The sequence below is a fragment of the Pustulibacterium marinum genome (assembly GCF_900116665.1).
Lineage (GTDB): Bacteria > Bacteroidota > Bacteroidia > Flavobacteriales > Flavobacteriaceae > Pustulibacterium > Pustulibacterium marinum.
The window spans coordinates 13239-30165 of the sequence record NZ_FPBK01000015.1; the positions used below are offsets into that span (position 1 = coordinate 13239).

Below are 16927 nucleotides of genomic sequence, written 5' to 3' on the forward strand. Positions count from 1 at the left end.
TTATGGTTTGGATTATTTTCATAGCGCTTGTAGTTATTTGTCTAGCGCTTGATTTAGGTGTGTTTAATAAAAATGCACATGTGATTACCAATAAAGAAGCAGCAACCTGGACAATTGTTTGGGTGAGTGTGGCCACTTTATTTTCGGTTGCTATTTACTTTTTCTATCAATATGAATTGGTAGATAATGTAGAAAGTTTGAAGCCGTTTGACGCAGCTTTAAAATACATTACTGGTTATCTCATCGAATTGTCATTAAGTGTTGATAATATATTTGTCATTGCAGTGATATTTTCATCCTTTAAAATTCCGCAAAAATACCAGCACCGTGTATTATTTTGGGGAATTATTGGCGCTGTGGTTTTTCGTGCTAGTATGATTTTCTTTGGAGTTGCTTTGATGAACAAATTTGAATGGGTAACCTATATTTTTGGTGGATTTTTGATCTTTACAGCGGCGAAAATGTTGTTTTCAAAAGAGGATGAAAATTATGATCCTAAAACCTCATTCATGTACCGAATGATAGGAAAAGTGTTTCCAATAGCTCATGAAATGGATGGAGAACATTTCTTTAAAAAAATAGATCATAAGAAATATGCAACGCCATTATTTGTAGCATTGATCATTATTGAGTTTACAGATGTTCTTTTTGCGTTGGATAGTATTCCTGCTATTTTAGGAATTACAAGAGATTCTTTTTTAGTTTTTAGTTCCAATATTATGGCAATTTTAGGATTGAGATCTATGTACTTCTTCCTTGCAAATATGCTTAACAAGTTTGAAAAGCTGAATTACAGTTTAGTTGTGATTTTAACTTTTGTTGGAGTGAAACTTATTTTATCTGGGTTTGAAATTCATTTGCATGAATGGATATCTTTAGCAGTTATTGGAGTTTCGCTAGGAGCTGGGATTTTGATTTCAGTTTTATCTAATAACGAAGAAGTAGCAGAATAAAAACCGCGTTTATATAAAACAAAACATCCTGATGATTTCATCAGGATGTTTTGTTTTATACTAATTTTTCTAACCAATTTTTGAAAGAAAAGAAGTTCTGAGGAGCAACGCCGTGCCCAACAGGATATTCTTCAAAAACATACGGTATTTGAAGCTCGTCTAATGTTTCCTTTGCATTTCTAGCCCATTCAATAGGTAAAACTTGATCTTGCGTTCCGTGAGAAACATAGAAATTCAAATCTTTATGGTTTTTGGAAGCGTAATCACTCACCAATATTTCTTTGTTGATATACCCACTTAGAGCAATTACATTTTTTACTTTTTCAGGGTAGGAGAGTGCCACGGCATAACTCAAAATGGTTCCTTGACTAAATCCAAGTAAAGTAACGTTTTCAGCATTTAAACTATATGCATCGCAAGCCTCGGTGATGAAGTTAGCCATCAAATCACGAGAGTTTCTAGCTTGTTCGTCATCGCTCCATTTTGCTCCGTTAGCATCAAATTCTATAGCGTACCAAGCATAACCATATGGCGGTAATTGGTAAGGTGCTTGAACCGATATGATATAGATATCCTCAGAAAGTTCTTGTGCAAAAGAGAAGAGATCTTCCTCATTACTTCCGTATCCATGAAACATGAATAGAACAGGAGTCTCAGCCGTGTTTTCTTTAGCGGGTCTTGTAATATGTTGTAGCGATAAGTTAGCCATAATTTAGTTGCCAATTGTGTAAAACCATTTTTGAAAATAACTTCCTAAAAACGGTAAAACTTGTTTTTTATATTGAATAGCTCCTATTAGGCAAATTACCCAGCAAACTGATGTTAAAATCAATAAACCAAGACTAACATAATTGTTAAAATATGTATCAATTACATTTGAAGAAATCTGCATAATGATGAGCCCTAGCATTTGACGTACATGAAAATTCACATATTCACTTTGCATTTTGTCCTTATTGAAGTAATAAGCCAAAATAGTACCTACAAATGTACAATAGGCTACGATTCCCAGTGTTTTTTCGTTTTCCATTTCTTAAAACGTAACTAGTTGGTTGTTGTTATAAATTCCGTAGGCTTTTCCTTGTAATTTGCTTCCAATAAAAGCACTGTTTTTTGTTGAAGAATAAATATGTTTTGATGTAAATACAAAAGATTCTCCCGGATTAAAAAGTGAAAGTTCAGCTTTGCTGCCAACTTGAATAGTATTCGATGGAATTCCAAACCTTTCTTTGGAGTTGATTAAAAGAGTTACAGCCTTCTCAGCTCCAAAAAGCTTGTTTAATGCTCCAAAAGCAGTTTCTAAACCAAGTGTTCCGTATTCCGCTAAATCAAATTCCAATTTCTTATTTTCAATATCAATTGGCATATGATCAGAAGTCACAAAATCAATAGTGCCATCTAAAACAGCTTCTCTTAAAATGGTCACTTCATTTTCGGTACGTAATGGAGGTAATACTTTAAAATTACTATTGAAATTATCCAAGACGGCGTCTGTGAAAAACAAATTATGAATAGCTACGCTACACGTTACATCTAAACCTTTTGCCTTTGCTTCCTTGATAGCTTTTACTGACGCTTCCGTAGAAATGGTTGGAATGTGCAGTTTTCCACCTGTATATTCCAAAATGAAAAGATCTCTTGCCACTTGAAGCGACTCAGCCAGCGCAGGAATTCCTTTTAAACCTAATCTAGTTGCGTTAGCTTCTTCATGAACAACACCTTTCCCGGCAATTTTCTTTTCATGTGGAAAAGACTGAATGAGTCCGCCGAAATTTTGAGCATAAAGCAATGCAATTTTTAAAAGATTTGGATTGCTAACAGGTACTTTATAATCACCAAAAGCAATGGCTCCACCTGTGTGCATATCGTACATTTCAGCAAGATCTACACTTTCACTTTTCATAGTCATGGCACCAATAGGGAAAAGGTTTACGGCATTTCCTATAGCTTTTGAAGACAAGAAGGAAATAGCAGATTTGCTATCACTTACTGGTTTTGTATTCGAATTTACGGCTATAGATGTAAAACCACTTTTTGCCGCTGTAAGGAGTCCGTTTTCCAAAGTTTCTCGTTCCTCATAACCTGGTTCTCCAAAGCTTACACTGCTATCAAACCAGCCTTGTGACACGTGTAAATTGGGTAAATTTATTTCATTTGAAACGGATTCGTTGATAACATCGTCTATTTGAATGATAGTTCCGTTTTCTATAAGAATATCTTTTGTTTGCAAGTGATATTCACTGCTAGCATCAATAATGGTGGCTGACTTGATTAGGGTTTTCATTTCAGAAATTTTAAAATAAACATTTCTACACATAAAAATAACAGCGCAAAAATAACAAACCATTTCCAAAGCTCGCTGTCTTCGCTTTGGGTTTTTAAGGTATCAAATATGGTTTCAAGATCAGTATTTACAGGAAGATCATAACTAGATAATTGATAATACGTAAGATTACTTTCTTCTCTATTGTAATTATAACTGATGGTATTTATGGTATTTTCTTGATATTGAATTGTATAGTTTCCGTCGGTTGCAGGAAGCTCTTTGGTAGTAATACTCACTTTGTTTGGAAAAGAAGCCTGCATAGGAATAAATTTAGATTCATTTCCTTCAATTTCTAGAACGGCATCTCCAGAAATTTGAGTTCGTATGTCCATTTTATTTTCTTTTCCAATCGTGTAGTACAACGTCGGGAGTTGTAGACTTTGCACGCCCATATTATAGAATGTTGGAACAATTAAAGGAGAATTCTTAAAGTTAGAGTTTTCTGCATCAAGTGGAGCGGCAAAAACGTAAAACTGTTTACTTGTAGCTAAAAATGGACTTCCATTATCAAGCAACAATGCATTGTTGTTGAAAGTTAATTTATAGTAAGATGTCACTTTTGGATACTGAAAATTGGTCACAGATTTATCAAAAACATTTTCAAATAAAGGATGTGAAAAATTTATTTCAGTAATATTTTTTTCGGTTGATGATTTATAGTCGAAGGCGATGCCAGAATTCCCGAGCAATTGGTTAAAGCTTTGTGTATTGCTGTTTATAGAAGGAATAATCACCACTTTTCCTCCATTTGCACCAAAGGATTTCAAAGCATTAATAAGTCCGGAACTAATATCCTCCAGTTGATTTAATATAATAAGATTTTGTTGGGTAATTATAGTGTAATCTAAAGCAGCAATATCTTGAGAAGTGTATGAAAAAGCTTCGTCGTTGAATAACTTCTCTAAATAGGAATCGTTTGCATTAGAAATGGTAAATACTTTAATTTTTTCAGGCTTTTGAATACTGAAGTATAACGAATTGTCATATTTTAAACCTTCATCAACAATTGAAATACGGCCATCAAAGCTTGAGTTTTTCGGAATAGAGAAGAGAGCTTCTCCTTTTAAGTTTTCATCTATCGTAGTTCCGGTTTTGGAAATTAAATCTTCATCGTTGAACAAAGAAACAGTAGTATTTTCAATTTTATGTTCAGCCGAAAGCAATACAGTAAGTTCAAGTGTATTGGTTTCTGTATTGGAAATATACACAGAATCTATACTTATATTTTGAGTATTTTCTGGAGAAACTTGTAAAAAATGAGTGTTTACATTTGGTTGCAAATTGATGTCAAAATCTTCTTTTTTTTGTTGAAAATCAGAAATATAGATGAATTCTTTTGCTGTAGAAGCTTTATTGGAGAAATAGGAAGTTCCTTTCAGATATGCTTCGTTATAACTTAGTTGATTATTACTATAATGAGTAGTTAATAATTCATTTTGAATAGGAGAGAGTGTGGTGTTTACAAAGCTGTTGTCATTCGTAAAAAGAGTGAAATTTGTGTCATCATCAATATTACCAATGAGATCTTGAATGGCTCTTTGCAATAAAGGACCTTTACTTCCCTTTGCTTGCATGCTAAAGGAATTATCCACATAAATCACGGTTTCTTTTTCAGTAAACAAACTCGTCTTTGAAGGAAAATAGGGTTGAGCAAATGCTATAATTAATGATGCCAGTAAAAGTAAGCGTGTAATAAGCGTTAACCATTTTTTGAGCGTAGCACTTTTTCTGGTTTGTAACTGAATATTTTTTAGAAAGGCAACATTTGTAAAGAGAACTTTTTCAAACTTCCGAAGCTGAAAAAGGTGAATAATAATAGGAATAACAAGTAAAAAAAGCGCCCAAAGAAGTTCCGGATTTTTAAATTGCATTCCTTTAGTTTAGATTCCACCAAAGATAAGAACAATTTTAAAAAAGAAGGAGTTTACGCTTTAAAGATTTTTATTGCACAACAATCATTTCATAAGGTTTTGGTAATGAAACTGTAAAGGTAGTTCCAACACCAACTTCTGAAGAAACTGAGATGGTGCCATCTAGCCCATCAACAATTTTTTTCACTGTTGCTAGCCCAATTCCGGTTCCTTTTTGCCCAAATCTATCCAAGGAATCTAGGTTATTAAAGAGTTCAAAAATCTTGTTTTGGTTTTCAGGTTTAATACCTATTCCATTATCTGAAATCACAAAAACATAGGACTCTACTTTTTCTAGATAATCTATTTTTACAATCGGGGTATTCTTGTCACAATACTTAATACTATTCGCAATGATATTTAGTAAAATTTGTCCAAGAGCAGTTTTGTTCAAATGAACAACAGTACCTTTTGGAGGCAATTTTATTTCGTATGAATTATCAACGTCTAGCATACCTATTATTTTTTTCAAATAGGAGCGAAGTTTAATTTTCTTTACTTCATCATGAGAAGAATGATCACTTTTATAATATTGAAGCATTCCTTCAATATAAGCGCTCATGGATTGTGCACTATTTTTCAAGTAACTAAAATAGGTGTCAATACTTCCATCTTGAATATTGGAAAGTTCCATTTTCTTTTTGAGAGTATCTATGGTGAGAACAATATTAGCCAATGGTGATTTCATGTCATGGGAAACCACACCGGCAAATAGTTCTAATTCATCATATCTTTTTTTAGCTTCTCTTGAAGCATTGTTCAAGTCGATATTGGCTTTCCGAAGCTCAAAAAGACGTACTACCTGAGTAGCAAGAATTCGTAAACTTTCCTTTTGTTCTTTGCTTAGTTTTTTCGGCTTATGATCTATAGTACATAATGTTCCAATAGCGTAACCACGGTCACTTACCAATGGAATACCCGTGTAAGCGATCACAGGATTTTTTCCATGCGCCAAAGGATTATCTTTGAAACGATCGTCTTCTAAAGCATTCTCAACTTCTAAGATTTCTGCAGGATTTTTAATAGCGTGATTACAGTATGCAAGATCTCTGGAAGTTTCACTAAAATCTACACCAAATTTAGACTTAAACCATTGCCTGTCTTTATCAATTATAGAAATCAAAGAAACTGGAGTACCGCAAATTTGTGACGCTAGTTTGGTAATATCATCTAGGTCCTTTTCAGGAAGCGTGTCTAAGATCTGTAAGCGCTTTACATCTTTAAGACGTAAGTTTTCTAAAATTTTAACTGCGGGCTTCATGCTTAATTACGAACAAAAATCATCTTAACAAAAATATTAATTTTTTGTTAAAGAAAAAGAGCTGTTTAAAGTTTTGCGCTTACAATTAAACGCTAATTGCTGAATTTTTCGAACACACCCAAACCAAATAAAGCAAAATCATATTTAACAGGGTCGTCTTGGTCCAATGCACGTAAAGCATTGTCTAATTCCTGTAGCGCTTTGGCATCGTTTTGTTTTCGGGTTAATAGCCCAAGTTTACGAGCCACATTACCGGAATGAACATCTAATGGACATGAAAGTTGTGAAGGATTGATTTTATTCCAGATTCCAAAATCTACACCTTTGCTACCATCGCGCACCATCCATCTTAAAAACATATTGATGCGTTTTGCAGCAGAATTTTTTTCGGGATCTGAAATGTGTTTCATTGTTCTTGTAGGATGATCAATAGAAAAAAAGATCTTTTTAAATTCTGAAATAGATTTCTGTAAAGAACTTTCTTCACCATGCTTCGCGAAAACATTTTCTAATCCACCATGTTGAGTGTAAATATTTTGAAGACTTTCCACAAAAAAAGAAGCATCGGTGGCATTAAAAGTTCTGTGTACAAAGCCATCAAATCTATAGGCATCATTTTGAGAGTATTCCATCACAAAATCATACGGACTATTTCCCATAATATCCATAAGTCTATTGGCATTGTTGATAATACTTTTTCTATTTCCCCAAGCAATAGTAGCAGCTAAAAAACCTGCAATTTCTATATCTTCTTTTTGAGAAAATTTATGTGGAACTTGAATAGGATCTGAACTAATAAAATCTGGATGTTGGTATTTTTCAACCTTTTCATCCAAAAATTCCTTTAAAATATGTCGTGGTAATTTTTCAGTTTTCAACATTAAGAATGCAATACTTCACGATTAACAATGGTACCATCTACCATGGTAAGTTTTCTGTCGGCCATATCGGCGAGTTCTCTGTTGTGTGTTACAATTACAAAAGTTTGTCCAAATTCATCTCTAAGTTTAAAAAACAACTGGTGCAAATTTTCTGCCGATTCAGAATCTAAATTTCCACTAGGTTCGTCTGCGAAAATTACTGCAGGGTTGTTGATCAAAGCTCTGGCAACTGCTACACGCTGCTGTTCACCTCCCGATAATTCAGAAGGTTTATGGTGCGCACGTTCTTCTAAACCTAGAAAAGATAAAAGTTCTAAGGCGCGCTTTTCTGCTGTAGCTTTTGGCGTTTTTTTTATGAAAGCAGGAATGCAAATATTCTCTAAGGCAGTAAATTCTGGTAATAACTGATGAAATTGAAAAATAAAACCAACATGTTCATTTCTGAATTTTGAAAGCGCATTGCTTTTCAAATTAAAAACCGAAGTATCGTTGATGATTAATTCGCTATGATTAGAGCGATCCGGTTCTTCCAAAGTTCCTAAAATTTGTAGCAGTGTGGTTTTTCCAGCGCCACTAGCTCCAACGATGGCAACCACTTCACCTTTTTCTATATGAAGGTCAACACCTTTTAAAACTTCTAGTTGGCCGTATGTTTTATGTATATTTTTTACTGTAATCATAAACTATTGAAATCTGATGTACAAAAGTACAAAGCTTCTAACAAAGTAAATAACTTTCTTGGAAGTACAAATGTTGCGTTAAAAATATGGAGTTTTGAAAAGAAACAAATACATTTAAGCTTAAACTTATTTTACAATGCAAAAAGCGATTTTCGCAGGCGGATGTTTTTGGTGTACGGAAGCAGTTTTTCTGAAAATAGAAGGAGTTCAAAAAGTAATTAGTGGATACACAGGAGGAAAAATTAAAAATCCATGTTATAGAGAAGTGGCAATGGGATTAACCAGCCATGCAGAAGCTATTCAAATAGAGTTTGACGAGAGTAAAGTTACCTATGAAAAGCTTTTGGAAATATTCTTTGCAACGCATGATCCTACAACGCTAAACAGACAAGGAAATGATGTAGGAACACAATATAGATCTGAAATATTTTATACAGATGAAAATCAAAAAAATATTGCAGAATCTTTTATTCAATGGTTAACAGAGGAGAATATTTTTTCAAAATCCATTGTAACTAAAATTTCACCTGCCATGCCATTTTATGAAGCAGAGGATTATCATCAAAACTATTACAATTTAAATAGCTCGCAACCCTATTGCCAAATCATCATAGATCCTAAAATTGCCAAATTGGAGAAATATTATGCGGCGCAACTAAAGAAAGCACAATAATTGGTATTGTTTTTGAGTTGTTTATTGTAATTTTAAGAAGTTTTTAGCGACTATTAGTAAGAACCAAAAAGTTTGATAGCAAGAATGAAGAAGAACAAGAAAAGATTTTTGATTGCCGGGATTCTGTTAGATTTAATAGGTATGGCCTCTTTTACGGTTCCGGTATTGGGTGAATTATCAGATTTAGTATGGGCTCCAATTTCTGGATGGATCATGTCAAAAATGTATAAAGGAAAAGAAGGTAGAATTGCAGCGAAAATAGCAATGATTGAAGAGATATTACCTTTTTCAGATATTATCCCAACTTTTACCATTATGTGGATTTATACATATGTAATAAAATCTGAAGACAAGGATGAAGGAAGATTAATTCCTATTAGAATTCGTTCTAACAGATAATTAAAAATTATAAATAAACAATAAAAGCGCAGTCACCAAAATGACTGCGCTTTTTATTTGAGGGAATATAGATTATTGAGGGAACAATAAAATGATTATTCTACAGTAATAGGGAAGGTAGCATCAAAATCGGTTTCACCACCAGCGTTGGTCATGTCACCATCACTTACTCCTTCAGCATCCTTTTCAGGTTCATGCTTTAAAACTATCTGTAAAGTAGCATCGCCTGCTTCACCAGTAGTTAGTATAAAATGAACTCCAACTGGATTTCCTTCATCTTCTATATCGTCATAAGTAGTACTAGCAATAGCTTCACCCGTTGCAATGTAAAAGAATTGGTGGTCTAAGTTTTCTTCTTCTACTTCTTCGGTTACATCTTCCGCTGGATCTTCAGTTTCGTTTAATAACTGAATGGTTCCGTTGTAAGTTGCATTGGCTGCAAAATTTCCATCAACAGTAATTACAGGATCATCTGGTCCGTCTCCATCTAAATCTTGAGATTGTAATGTGATGGTTTGTGAACCACTGGTTAAAGTAACATTCATGGTTGTAATTACTTCTTCTTCGTTAATAACTACAGGAGTATCATCGTCATCAGAACAACTGAATAATGTGATACTTGAAATAAATATTGCGCTTAATAATTGTAATTTTTTCATATTTAATAATTTAATGTAAGTTGTAATCTAAAGTTTCTACCTAGGTCATCTGCATAGTAGCGTTGTCTATTTAAATAGTTACGGTAACTAGTGTCTAAGATGTTATCTACGTAAAAACCTATGTTTAAATCGTTTCTTTTAAATGTATTTAGTGTAATCTGAGAATTAAAATGTAATAATCCATATCCCTTTGGAGGTTTACTTAAAGCTACTGTTCTGGTCACTGTTCCCTCTGATGACGTATAAGTAGCTTCAAAATCGTTATTTGGATAACGAGTTTGGGTAAACACTGTTTGAGCTTTGAGCCCAAGTTGTAACTGATGCCATTTTGGAATGTTGAATTTTATTTCATTGGTCCAATTGGCAGCAGGTATATCTATAATTGGAGTTTTTTCTTCTGAATTTTGAGCATACACGTATGCAAATGAAGAATTAAGTTTCCATCTATCTGTAATGTTATAAGATGCATCAGCATCTACACCGGTAAAAAATGCATCTGCCTGGCTATATTCCCAAACAGGAAAAGCTCCTCGTGTGGTTTGCTCAATTCCAGTAGGTTGTAAAACAATAAAATCCTTGATAAAATTGATATACGGATTGATATTAAAATTGAAATCACCGTATTGTTTTTCAACTCCTAAGCTAATTTTTTTAGAGATCTCTTGTTGTAATCTAAGATCTCCTAGTTCTATGGTCGCAGCGGAATGGTGAAGACCATCACTAAACAATTCTGCAGCATTGGGCGCTCTGCTCGCCATACTTGCATTGGCTGTGAAAATGTAATTGTTGTGAACAGATTTGATACCTGCTGTAGCTGAAAAATTGTGGTAATCAAAAATAGGATTGGTTAACCATTGCGTGTCATAATCTCCAATGATAATATCTTCAAAATCTTCGTCGTAACCACGTTCTGTCCATCTTGATTTTCTATAATATTTTTGAGCATCAATATGATTAAAATCATAACGAATACCTGCATCTATAATGGTATTATCTGTTAATTGATGTTCGGCTGTAAAATAAGCTGCAGCGTTTATTTGTTCATAATCTGGTATAAGTCGTCTTACGCCGGTATCTGGATTAGGAGTGTTCTTTTGATACCCGCCTGAAAGTCCAAAATTCATTTTCAACTTCTGAATTGCATCTAGTTGAAAGTCTGTATTTACCGTATGGGTATTCAGTACCATGTCCATAGAAGGCGTGTCACGGTCATCACCTCTTCGGATATCGTATTCTTTTCTTTGATTGTTTTGAAAATCATACTGAACCGATAATTTTCCTAATTCTGAAAAGCGCTTGTAAAAATCAGCTTTCACCAAATGATGTTGTACATCTTGGTATGGATGTATTAAATCATACGTAAAATCATTGATAATCGTGGGCTCATTACTTTCCAAAGCGTCTACTAAATCTCCGATACTTCCAATATGAGATGCTCGTAGAATACCTATTTGCGTATCATACAAACTGTAGTAAAGATTGAATCCGTAATCAAATTTTCGAACTCCCAATCCTAGTGAAAAGTCCTTTTCTGTAGAACCTGTGTTGGATAAGATATAATCTGGAGCTTCATAATCTCCAAATTTCTTGTAGGTTCCCTGTCCTTTTACGTACCAACCATTTTGGAAAGACTTGGTCAAAGAAGACGTTAAACTTCCTCCTTGGCCGTTACTAACTCCTGTAAGCGTTGTTTTTCCATAAAGTGAATCAGATTTTATAGGTTGTGAACCATCAACTATGATTACACCTCCAATGGCGTCACCACCATATTTTAAAGCTGAAGCACCTTTTACAACGGTAATATGCGAAGCTGAATTAATGTCCAAATTTGGAGCATGTTCTACACCCCATTCTTGGTCTTGTAAGCGTACGCCATTGTTAATTACTAAAACCCGGCTACTATGCATACCATGGATTACCGGTTTTACAATAGAACTCCCGGTGCTTAGGGAAGATACGCCACTTACGCTTGTAAGGGCCGTTCCCAAATTACTGCTGCTGTAAGCTTGAATAGCATCTTCGTTCAGTTCTTTGGTGTTTGAAGAAACTGATGCCGGATTTAATTTAACACCAGAAACGGTTACTTCACCAATTTCTTCTAAGTGGTGTTCAAGCTTTATGTTTTGTTTCGTATCACCATCTATATTAAAAGTTACAATAGTGCTCTCACATTCCGGATGCGAAATTTGTAACTCAACAGTTCCGTTACAAAGTTGTGGTATAATGTAATTACCATCAAAGTCGCTTGTTACTTCAGTATCTGTGCCTATTACTTGAATTAATGCTCCAAAAAGGGGAGAGCCATCATGAAAATCTGTAATAGTCCCTGAAAGGGTTTGGTTACACTCCTGTGCTGAAGCAATCAAAGAAGTTGTCAAAAATAGAATGACAACAAATAATTGTTTCATAAAAAATATAATAAGTTAAATGATAAAAAGCGTATGCTTTTGTTTGTTGAAATCAATTAACTTAAAAATGGAGGAGGTTTGTTGTACAGCGTAATAGCAGAGAGTTTGCTGTACTGAATTTCTAACGCGGTAATTTCTGTTTGTTTATTGTAGTGCATTTCCGGTAGCGGATTGAAAACAATAACATCTGAAGAAATCAAAGGCAGTGCATCTTGAGAAAGTACAAATTTACAAACATCGCAATGTTCTACCTTATGCTTGTCTCCATCAATAATATGGCTTATAGCATGCAGATTTGACATTTTAACCGATACAAAAGCGATTAAAAAGAAAATAGCGATTCTATGTTTGTATACTTGTTTCATCAAGCTGCAAACTTAGATAATACTAAATGCTTTGTGTGTTAAAAAAAAGTAAAATGTATTTATTTCTTTTTTTTAATAAATCTGCTAAATGTCTTTTTTTCAAAATTCCAGAAGAATTTAAATTGTCCAAAAACAGTTCCCACCAAAAGAAGTAATGGAAAATAGATGGGCAAAATAGCAATTATTTCAACTATGATGTATAGCACTTTTGCGTACCAGATATCTCCAAAAAATGTTTTAGAAAATCCCAGAGCATGTAAAATAGGACGTATGATATAGGCCGAAGTGGATCCGGTGATGGCAAAAACAATAAAAATGAGAGTTAATTGAAAATTGGAAGTAACGTTCCAGCGTTGTTTTAGCTTTTTCATAAATTATATGCGTGGAACAAATGGTCCCAAACGTTGTGCGTATTTGCGTTGAAAGTAAATAAAATAGTTGTAAAGTTGATAGTTTACTTCGTATCCATAATCAATATTGTTTTGGTAATTAATTTGCATTTCGTACAAATTTGGGTTGTATTGCATGGGTTGTGAAGCTCTACGATTCCACTCATTTACATAAAAGATATTTCGGTTTTCTAAAAAAGTCTGAGAATAATAGCCTCTTGGTCTGGCAATTCCCTGTAACCAACTGTTGTAACCAGGGTCTATAATAATAATTTCATATTCTAGTGAGTCATTCTCTATGGTAACGGTATCGTTGGTTGATTTATTAAAAATATCATTTTCGGAAGCTGAAATGGTAGGTTTTGGTTGATTGCATGCAGTAATAGTTGCAAGTATTGCAAGAGCAAAAAAGAGATATGTATACCTTTTTTTCATAGAAATATAAAGGTACGGAAATTTGATTGGGAAACCTTCAATTGTACTTGGTTTTATTTAGAATGAATTTAAACATGTTAAATTTTTAATTGATTCAAAAAAAATATCTAATTTAATAAAGAATTTTCCTTCTATATGTTAATGCAGTTTCCCCCTGAATAAATAATATAAAATAGTAACGAATGGGGACAGTCATAGATTGCTTTATACCTAAAGAAAAAACATACACTATTGAAGAACTGAATAGCATGTTAAGAGCTGTATATTTTGATTGTATGCTTGAGTATGAAAGCTTAGAAAAGTTGGGAAACTATTCGGAGGGTTTTCATGGTGAATGGTCATTTGAAAATGTAGAGGAAAGTTCAGAGAATTGTACATATATTACAGGTGAAGGCGGTAGTTTTTTTGTAGATATTTATGAACATGTGATTCATATTTGTTGTCTGGAAAGATTTTCTAATCTATATATTGAATTTTCCCCTATTTCTAGAGCTTTGTTGGTTATTTTTAAAGAATTGTGCAAGACACTGGCTCCAGAAAATACCCAAATGCTTTTGGTAATTGGAGGGAATGGAGAAACCGATGAAATACTAGATAGAATTGCTGAAAACCAAGTTACCATGCAAGATATTATGGCTGGTTTAGAATCGTTATTTTCTGATCCTGCAAGAATGCCTTCGGATCTAATAGAAAAAAACTGGCTGTTAACTTCTTTATAGTTTATCCTTTAACTTTAAGAATTCCTGCTCTAAGAAACTAAGTTTTTCTTTAATATCCTCAGCTCCGCTATTCGTTTTAATCTCTGGAATTCTGTGATAAAAACAATACCGTATTTTCCATAGCATTTGAATATCTTTCAAACTCAGCGTTATATCTTCAATACTTTTATGATCCGCTCTAAGAATTACCTTTTTATCAGTAAGATAGAATCGTCTTAAAATTACTTTTTGATTTGCAATCACAACTACAATACTTCCATTAGGAATCTTTTTAAAAACATCTTTTGGAATCAATTCTCCAATGACCACATCTTTAGGAAAAAGACCATGATCATGGTCGGTCATTTCAAGATTTTGAACTGTATAACCTAGAAATTCTTTTTGAGTATGTAAAGGAAGTTGGAGACAAGGAAGTGTTTCCATAAACTCAGGATTTTCAAAGTTATTCAGAAAGTCAGCCTCATTTCTTTCCGTAATACAAGGTATCGATTTGAATTTCTCCTTTAGTTTTTCTTCTACATTTAAAGATAAATCTCCTTGAAACTTTAGTAATTTATTTACCGTAAGTTCTTTGGTTAGTAAATCGTCTACAGTGATGCTAAAATAATTAGCTATTTTTAGTAAGGTATCTATTTTTGGTTCACTTCGTCCTTCTTCATAAGCACCTAGTGTACCACGTTTTAGATCAAAAACATCGGCAAAAGCTTGCTGACTCATGTTCTTTACATTTCTAATCTTCCTAATATTTTTACCAAAAAAAGACATATTTAGCTAATTTTATTTGCAATTATAAAAATATATTGTATATTTATCTAAAAATATTAGCTAATATACAAATAAATTGCTAATCAGATCAACTTAGAGAATGTTTGTAGAAATATTTCTAAAATGATTAGCAAAAGAAGTAGAATTATTTTTTAAACCAACCGTTATGATTACAGTATTTTTAATAACTTATGCCAAAATTATTTGCATACTAAAATGCTGCTGTGTGCTTTGGGGCATTTTATAAAACCAACTTAAAATTTAGTAACGAATGAAAGATCATTTTCAAATCACTAAAAACTATGTATTAGAACTCAACTTTACTATAACTTACGAAAGCCGCGAAGAAGAAGTGCTGGTAGTACAAAAAGAAGCCTTTGGAATCAAAAACCTGATTATTGGTGTAGCAGCTCCTATATTAATTATGGAGCAGTTTATTTTCAACATCAACAGTCAAAACGAAAAGGTGTTCAGAAACCTGTTACAGAAGAATCGTGATATTATTCATGGAGCGTTTTGTTTAGATGAAAGTGGTAAACGCGTTATTTTCAGAGATACATTACAAATTGAAAATTTAGACCTCAACGAACTCAAGGGTTCGCTAAACTCATTAAGTTTATTAATGAGTGAATACTCAGATAAGATTATTGAATTCTCAAAATATTAAAGCCATCGATTATGAACCTATTTAAAAGACTATTTAAAATTGGAGAAGCAGAAGCAAATTCTGCTATAGATAAAATGGAAGACCCTATCAAAATGACTGAACAGGGAATCCGCGATATGAAACAAGATCTTGAAAAAAGCTTGGAGGCTTTGGCACAAGTAAAAGCCATGTCTATTCGTTCAAAAAATGAACAGGAAGAGTATCAAGATAAAGCAGCTGATTATCAAAGTAAAGCGATTTTAATTTTGAAAAAGGCTGAAAAAGGAGATATGGAAACTGCAGAAGCAGATAGATTAGCACAACAGGCATTGATCAAAAAACAAGAGTCAGATCAACAAGCTGAGCGTGCAAAATTAGAAGCTAGTAAATTTGATGATTCCATTGCACAACTGGAGAAAAACATTCAGAATATAAAAGCAAGTATCAGCAATTGGGAAAACGAATTGCGTACGCTAAAAGCAAGAGTAAAAGTATCCAATGCTACCAAAAACCTGAACAAGCAAATGGCAGAGATTGATAGCAGTAGTACCGTTTCTATGTTAGAACGTATGAAAGAGAAAGTAGCCCAGGAAGAAGCGTTGGCAGAAGCTTACGGAGATATTGCAAATACTTCTAAATCTGTAGATGACGAATTAAATGCAGCCGTAGATACTACCGAAGCAAAAGCTACAGACGATTTAGCAAAATTAAAACAACAATTAGGACTTAATAAACAGGAGTAACCTTGAGCAACATAGGTCATATTATATTTTCAGAGGTAAATATAACCCTTACCATTCTAATGCTTTTGCTGATCGTCTATTGGATTTTAACCATGGTCAGCGGCATTGACTTTGACTACGATGTAGACATCGATATAGATTTGGATGTAGACGTAGATGCAGATGCGGGCATAGAAGGTGGAAATATGGATTTTCAGGATATCTCAAACGCAGAGGTAGACAAAGAGCAAGTAATAGGCAACAGAAGACAACCGCTAAAGTGGTGGCAAATTGTGCTCATCTATTTCAACTTTGTAGGGCTACCATTTATGTTCACCTTTACCGCCTGGATTTTTATCTGGTGGTTTGCAACAGTACTCATTACCAAATTAACGGGTAGCTATGAAAATGCCTTTGGCTTTGTAGTGATGCTTGGAGCCATGATTCCAGCATTGTTTGTTACCAAAATATTTACAACTCCTTTTAAAGGATTCTTCAAGAATCTAAATAAAGACGGCGACAAGGCTGTGGAATATTTGGGCAGAACCGGAATCATGTTGTCTAGTATAGAAGGTGAACGCATGGGAAATGCCGAAGTCACAATCAACGGAGATTCGTATAACATTTATGTAAAGTCGTTAGACGGATCACCCTTGAAATACCAACAAAAAATATTAATCATCAACCAGTCTGCAGACAAGAACTCTTTTCTTGTTCAGGCGTATAACAACTAAAT

General features: G+C 33.7%; 20 protein-coding genes. 7 read left to right on the plus strand and 13 right to left on the minus strand.

What is annotated here, in order from left to right; translation table 11 throughout:
* Positions 1-2: 2 nt before the first annotated feature.
* Positions 3-953: a TerC family protein gene (locus BM383_RS15825; RefSeq protein ID WP_093026125.1), complete on the plus strand. Its 951-nt coding sequence runs from the start codon at positions 3-5 to the stop codon at positions 951-953.
* A gap of 55 nt (positions 954-1008) precedes the next feature.
* Here the strand turns inward: BM383_RS15825 and BM383_RS15830 are convergent, their stop codons facing one another.
* The 7 genes from BM383_RS15830 to BM383_RS15860 all read right to left on the minus strand — a co-directional run bounded on the left by BM383_RS15830 (position 1009) and on the right by BM383_RS15860 (position 8011).
* The gene (locus BM383_RS15830) at positions 1009-1662 is read right to left on the minus strand and encodes an alpha/beta hydrolase (RefSeq protein ID WP_093026126.1); all 654 of its coding nucleotides are present in this window, start codon (positions 1660-1662) and stop codon (positions 1009-1011) included.
* Positions 1663-1665: 3 nt separating this feature from the next.
* Positions 1666-1983: a hypothetical protein gene (locus tag BM383_RS15835; protein ID WP_093026127.1), complete on the minus strand. Its 318-nt coding sequence runs from the start codon at positions 1981-1983 to the stop codon at positions 1666-1668.
* Between the two features lie 3 nt (positions 1984-1986).
* Positions 1987-3237: a dihydroorotase gene (locus BM383_RS15840; RefSeq protein WP_093026182.1), complete on the minus strand. Its 1251-nt coding sequence runs from the start codon at positions 3235-3237 to the stop codon at positions 1987-1989.
* Positions 3234-5150, minus strand: coding sequence for a BatA domain-containing protein (locus tag BM383_RS15845; protein WP_093026128.1), 1917 nt, complete (start codon positions 5148-5150; stop codon positions 3234-3236). The genes BM383_RS15840 and BM383_RS15845 overlap by 4 nt, the downstream gene beginning before the upstream one ends.
* 70 nt (positions 5151-5220) lie before the next feature.
* On the minus strand, positions 5221-6450 hold the full coding sequence (locus BM383_RS15850; RefSeq protein WP_093026129.1) for a sensor histidine kinase: 1230 nt from the start codon (positions 6448-6450) through the stop codon (positions 5221-5223).
* Positions 6451-6542: 92 nt separating this feature from the next.
* The gene (locus tag BM383_RS15855) at positions 6543-7331 is read right to left on the minus strand and encodes a TIGR02757 family protein (RefSeq protein ID WP_093026130.1); all 789 of its coding nucleotides are present in this window, start codon (positions 7329-7331) and stop codon (positions 6543-6545) included.
* On the minus strand, positions 7331-8011 hold the full coding sequence (locus tag BM383_RS15860) for an ABC transporter ATP-binding protein (RefSeq protein WP_093026131.1): 681 nt from the start codon (positions 8009-8011) through the stop codon (positions 7331-7333). The genes BM383_RS15855 and BM383_RS15860 overlap by 1 nt, the downstream gene beginning before the upstream one ends.
* Before the next feature lie 136 nt (positions 8012-8147).
* Here BM383_RS15860 and msrA point away from each other — a divergent pair, with 136 nt between their 5' ends.
* Together msrA and BM383_RS15870 are read left to right on the plus strand one after the other, a co-directional pair.
* Positions 8148-8684 carry a peptide-methionine (S)-S-oxide reductase MsrA gene (msrA, locus tag BM383_RS15865; RefSeq protein ID WP_093026132.1) on the plus strand — a complete coding sequence of 179 codons (537 nt, stop codon included), beginning with the start codon at positions 8148-8150 and terminating at the stop codon, positions 8682-8684.
* Between the two features lie 84 nt (positions 8685-8768).
* Positions 8769-9083: a hypothetical protein gene (locus BM383_RS15870; protein ID WP_093026133.1), complete on the plus strand. Its 315-nt coding sequence runs from the start codon at positions 8769-8771 to the stop codon at positions 9081-9083.
* Positions 9084-9178: 95 nt separating this feature from the next.
* Here the strand turns inward: BM383_RS15870 and BM383_RS15875 are convergent, their stop codons facing one another.
* Genes BM383_RS15875 through BM383_RS15895 form a run of 5 tightly spaced genes read right to left on the minus strand, consistent with a single transcriptional unit; the run spans position 9179 to position 13339 of the window.
* The gene (locus BM383_RS15875) at positions 9179-9742 is read right to left on the minus strand and encodes a type 1 periplasmic binding fold superfamily protein (RefSeq protein WP_093026134.1); all 564 of its coding nucleotides are present in this window, start codon (positions 9740-9742) and stop codon (positions 9179-9181) included.
* Between the two features lie 2 nt (positions 9743-9744).
* Positions 9745-12150, minus strand: coding sequence for a TonB-dependent receptor (locus tag BM383_RS15880; RefSeq protein WP_093026135.1), 2406 nt, complete (start codon positions 12148-12150; stop codon positions 9745-9747).
* Positions 12151-12206: 56 nt separating this feature from the next.
* Entirely contained in the window at positions 12207-12515 is a 309-nt protein-coding gene (locus BM383_RS15885; RefSeq protein WP_093026136.1) for a hypothetical protein, read from the minus strand.
* A 59-nt stretch (positions 12516-12574) separates the two neighbouring features.
* Positions 12575-12886 carry a DUF6787 family protein gene (locus BM383_RS15890; RefSeq protein WP_093026137.1) on the minus strand — a complete coding sequence of 104 codons (312 nt, stop codon included), beginning with the start codon at positions 12884-12886 and terminating at the stop codon, positions 12575-12577.
* 3 nt (positions 12887-12889) lie between these two features.
* Positions 12890-13339, minus strand: coding sequence for a DUF6146 family protein (locus tag BM383_RS15895; RefSeq protein ID WP_245766604.1), 450 nt, complete (start codon positions 13337-13339; stop codon positions 12890-12892).
* 182 nt (positions 13340-13521) lie between these two features.
* On the opposite strand from BM383_RS15895, the gene BM383_RS15900 reads away from it, so the two are divergent.
* Entirely contained in the window at positions 13522-14058 is a 537-nt protein-coding gene (locus tag BM383_RS15900) for a hypothetical protein (RefSeq protein WP_143106445.1), read from the plus strand.
* Here BM383_RS15900 and BM383_RS15905 read toward each other — a convergent pair.
* Positions 14053-14823: a helix-turn-helix domain-containing protein gene (locus BM383_RS15905; RefSeq protein WP_093026139.1), complete on the minus strand. Its 771-nt coding sequence runs from the start codon at positions 14821-14823 to the stop codon at positions 14053-14055. The genes BM383_RS15900 and BM383_RS15905 overlap by 6 nt on opposite strands.
* A 271-nt stretch (positions 14824-15094) precedes the next feature.
* On the opposite strand from BM383_RS15905, the gene BM383_RS15910 reads away from it, so the two are divergent.
* Genes BM383_RS15910 through BM383_RS15920 form a run of 3 tightly spaced genes read left to right on the plus strand, consistent with a single transcriptional unit; the run spans position 15095 to position 16925 of the window.
* A complete protein-coding gene (locus tag BM383_RS15910; protein ID WP_093026140.1) occupies positions 15095-15490 on the plus strand; it encodes a type III secretion system chaperone family protein in 396 nt (131 codons plus the stop codon).
* 11 nt (positions 15491-15501) lie between these two features.
* Positions 15502-16212 (plus strand): PspA/IM30 family protein, encoded by a 711-nt coding sequence (locus BM383_RS15915; RefSeq protein WP_093026141.1) that lies wholly within the window; start codon positions 15502-15504, stop codon positions 16210-16212.
* Positions 16213-16214: 2 nt separating this feature from the next.
* On the plus strand, positions 16215-16925 hold the full coding sequence (locus tag BM383_RS15920) for a hypothetical protein (RefSeq protein ID WP_093026142.1): 711 nt from the start codon (positions 16215-16217) through the stop codon (positions 16923-16925).
* Positions 16926-16927 lie beyond the last annotated feature (2 nt).

Bases quoted from the DNA above. Each gene is read 5' to 3' on its own strand.
- BM383_RS15825 (WP_093026125.1), top strand. From the start codon at position 3: ATGGTTTGGATTATTTTCATAGCGCTTGTAGTTATTTGTCTAGCGCTT.
- BM383_RS15830 (WP_093026126.1), bottom strand. From the start codon at position 1,662: ATGGCTAACTTATCGCTACAACATATTACAAGACCCGCTAAAGAAAAC.
- BM383_RS15835 (WP_093026127.1), bottom strand. From the start codon at position 1,983: ATGGAAAACGAAAAAACACTGGGAATCGTAGCCTATTGTACATTTGTA.
- BM383_RS15840 (WP_093026182.1), bottom strand. From the start codon at position 3,237: ATGAAAACCCTAATCAAGTCAGCCACCATTATTGATGCTAGCAGTGAA.
- BM383_RS15845 (WP_093026128.1), bottom strand. From the start codon at position 5,150: ATGCAATTTAAAAATCCGGAACTTCTTTGGGCGCTTTTTTTACTTGTT.
- BM383_RS15850 (WP_093026129.1), bottom strand. From the start codon at position 6,450: ATGAAGCCCGCAGTTAAAATTTTAGAAAACTTACGTCTTAAAGATGTA.
- BM383_RS15855 (WP_093026130.1), bottom strand. From the start codon at position 7,331: ATGTTGAAAACTGAAAAATTACCACGACATATTTTAAAGGAATTTTTG.
- BM383_RS15860 (WP_093026131.1), bottom strand. From the start codon at position 8,011: ATGATTACAGTAAAAAATATACATAAAACATACGGCCAACTAGAAGTT.
- msrA (WP_093026132.1), top strand. From the start codon at position 8,148: ATGCAAAAAGCGATTTTCGCAGGCGGATGTTTTTGGTGTACGGAAGCA.
- BM383_RS15870 (WP_093026133.1), top strand. From the start codon at position 8,769: ATGAAGAAGAACAAGAAAAGATTTTTGATTGCCGGGATTCTGTTAGAT.
- BM383_RS15875 (WP_093026134.1), bottom strand. From the start codon at position 9,742: ATGAAAAAATTACAATTATTAAGCGCAATATTTATTTCAAGTATCACA.
- BM383_RS15880 (WP_093026135.1), bottom strand. From the start codon at position 12,150: ATGAAACAATTATTTGTTGTCATTCTATTTTTGACAACTTCTTTGATT.
- BM383_RS15885 (WP_093026136.1), bottom strand. From the start codon at position 12,515: ATGAAACAAGTATACAAACATAGAATCGCTATTTTCTTTTTAATCGCT.
- BM383_RS15890 (WP_093026137.1), bottom strand. From the start codon at position 12,886: ATGAAAAAGCTAAAACAACGCTGGAACGTTACTTCCAATTTTCAATTA.
- BM383_RS15895 (WP_245766604.1), bottom strand. From the start codon at position 13,339: ATGAAAAAAAGGTATACATATCTCTTTTTTGCTCTTGCAATACTTGCA.
- BM383_RS15900 (WP_143106445.1), top strand. From the start codon at position 13,522: ATGGGGACAGTCATAGATTGCTTTATACCTAAAGAAAAAACATACACT.
- BM383_RS15905 (WP_093026139.1), bottom strand. From the start codon at position 14,823: ATGTCTTTTTTTGGTAAAAATATTAGGAAGATTAGAAATGTAAAGAAC.
- BM383_RS15910 (WP_093026140.1), top strand. From the start codon at position 15,095: ATGAAAGATCATTTTCAAATCACTAAAAACTATGTATTAGAACTCAAC.
- BM383_RS15915 (WP_093026141.1), top strand. From the start codon at position 15,502: ATGAACCTATTTAAAAGACTATTTAAAATTGGAGAAGCAGAAGCAAAT.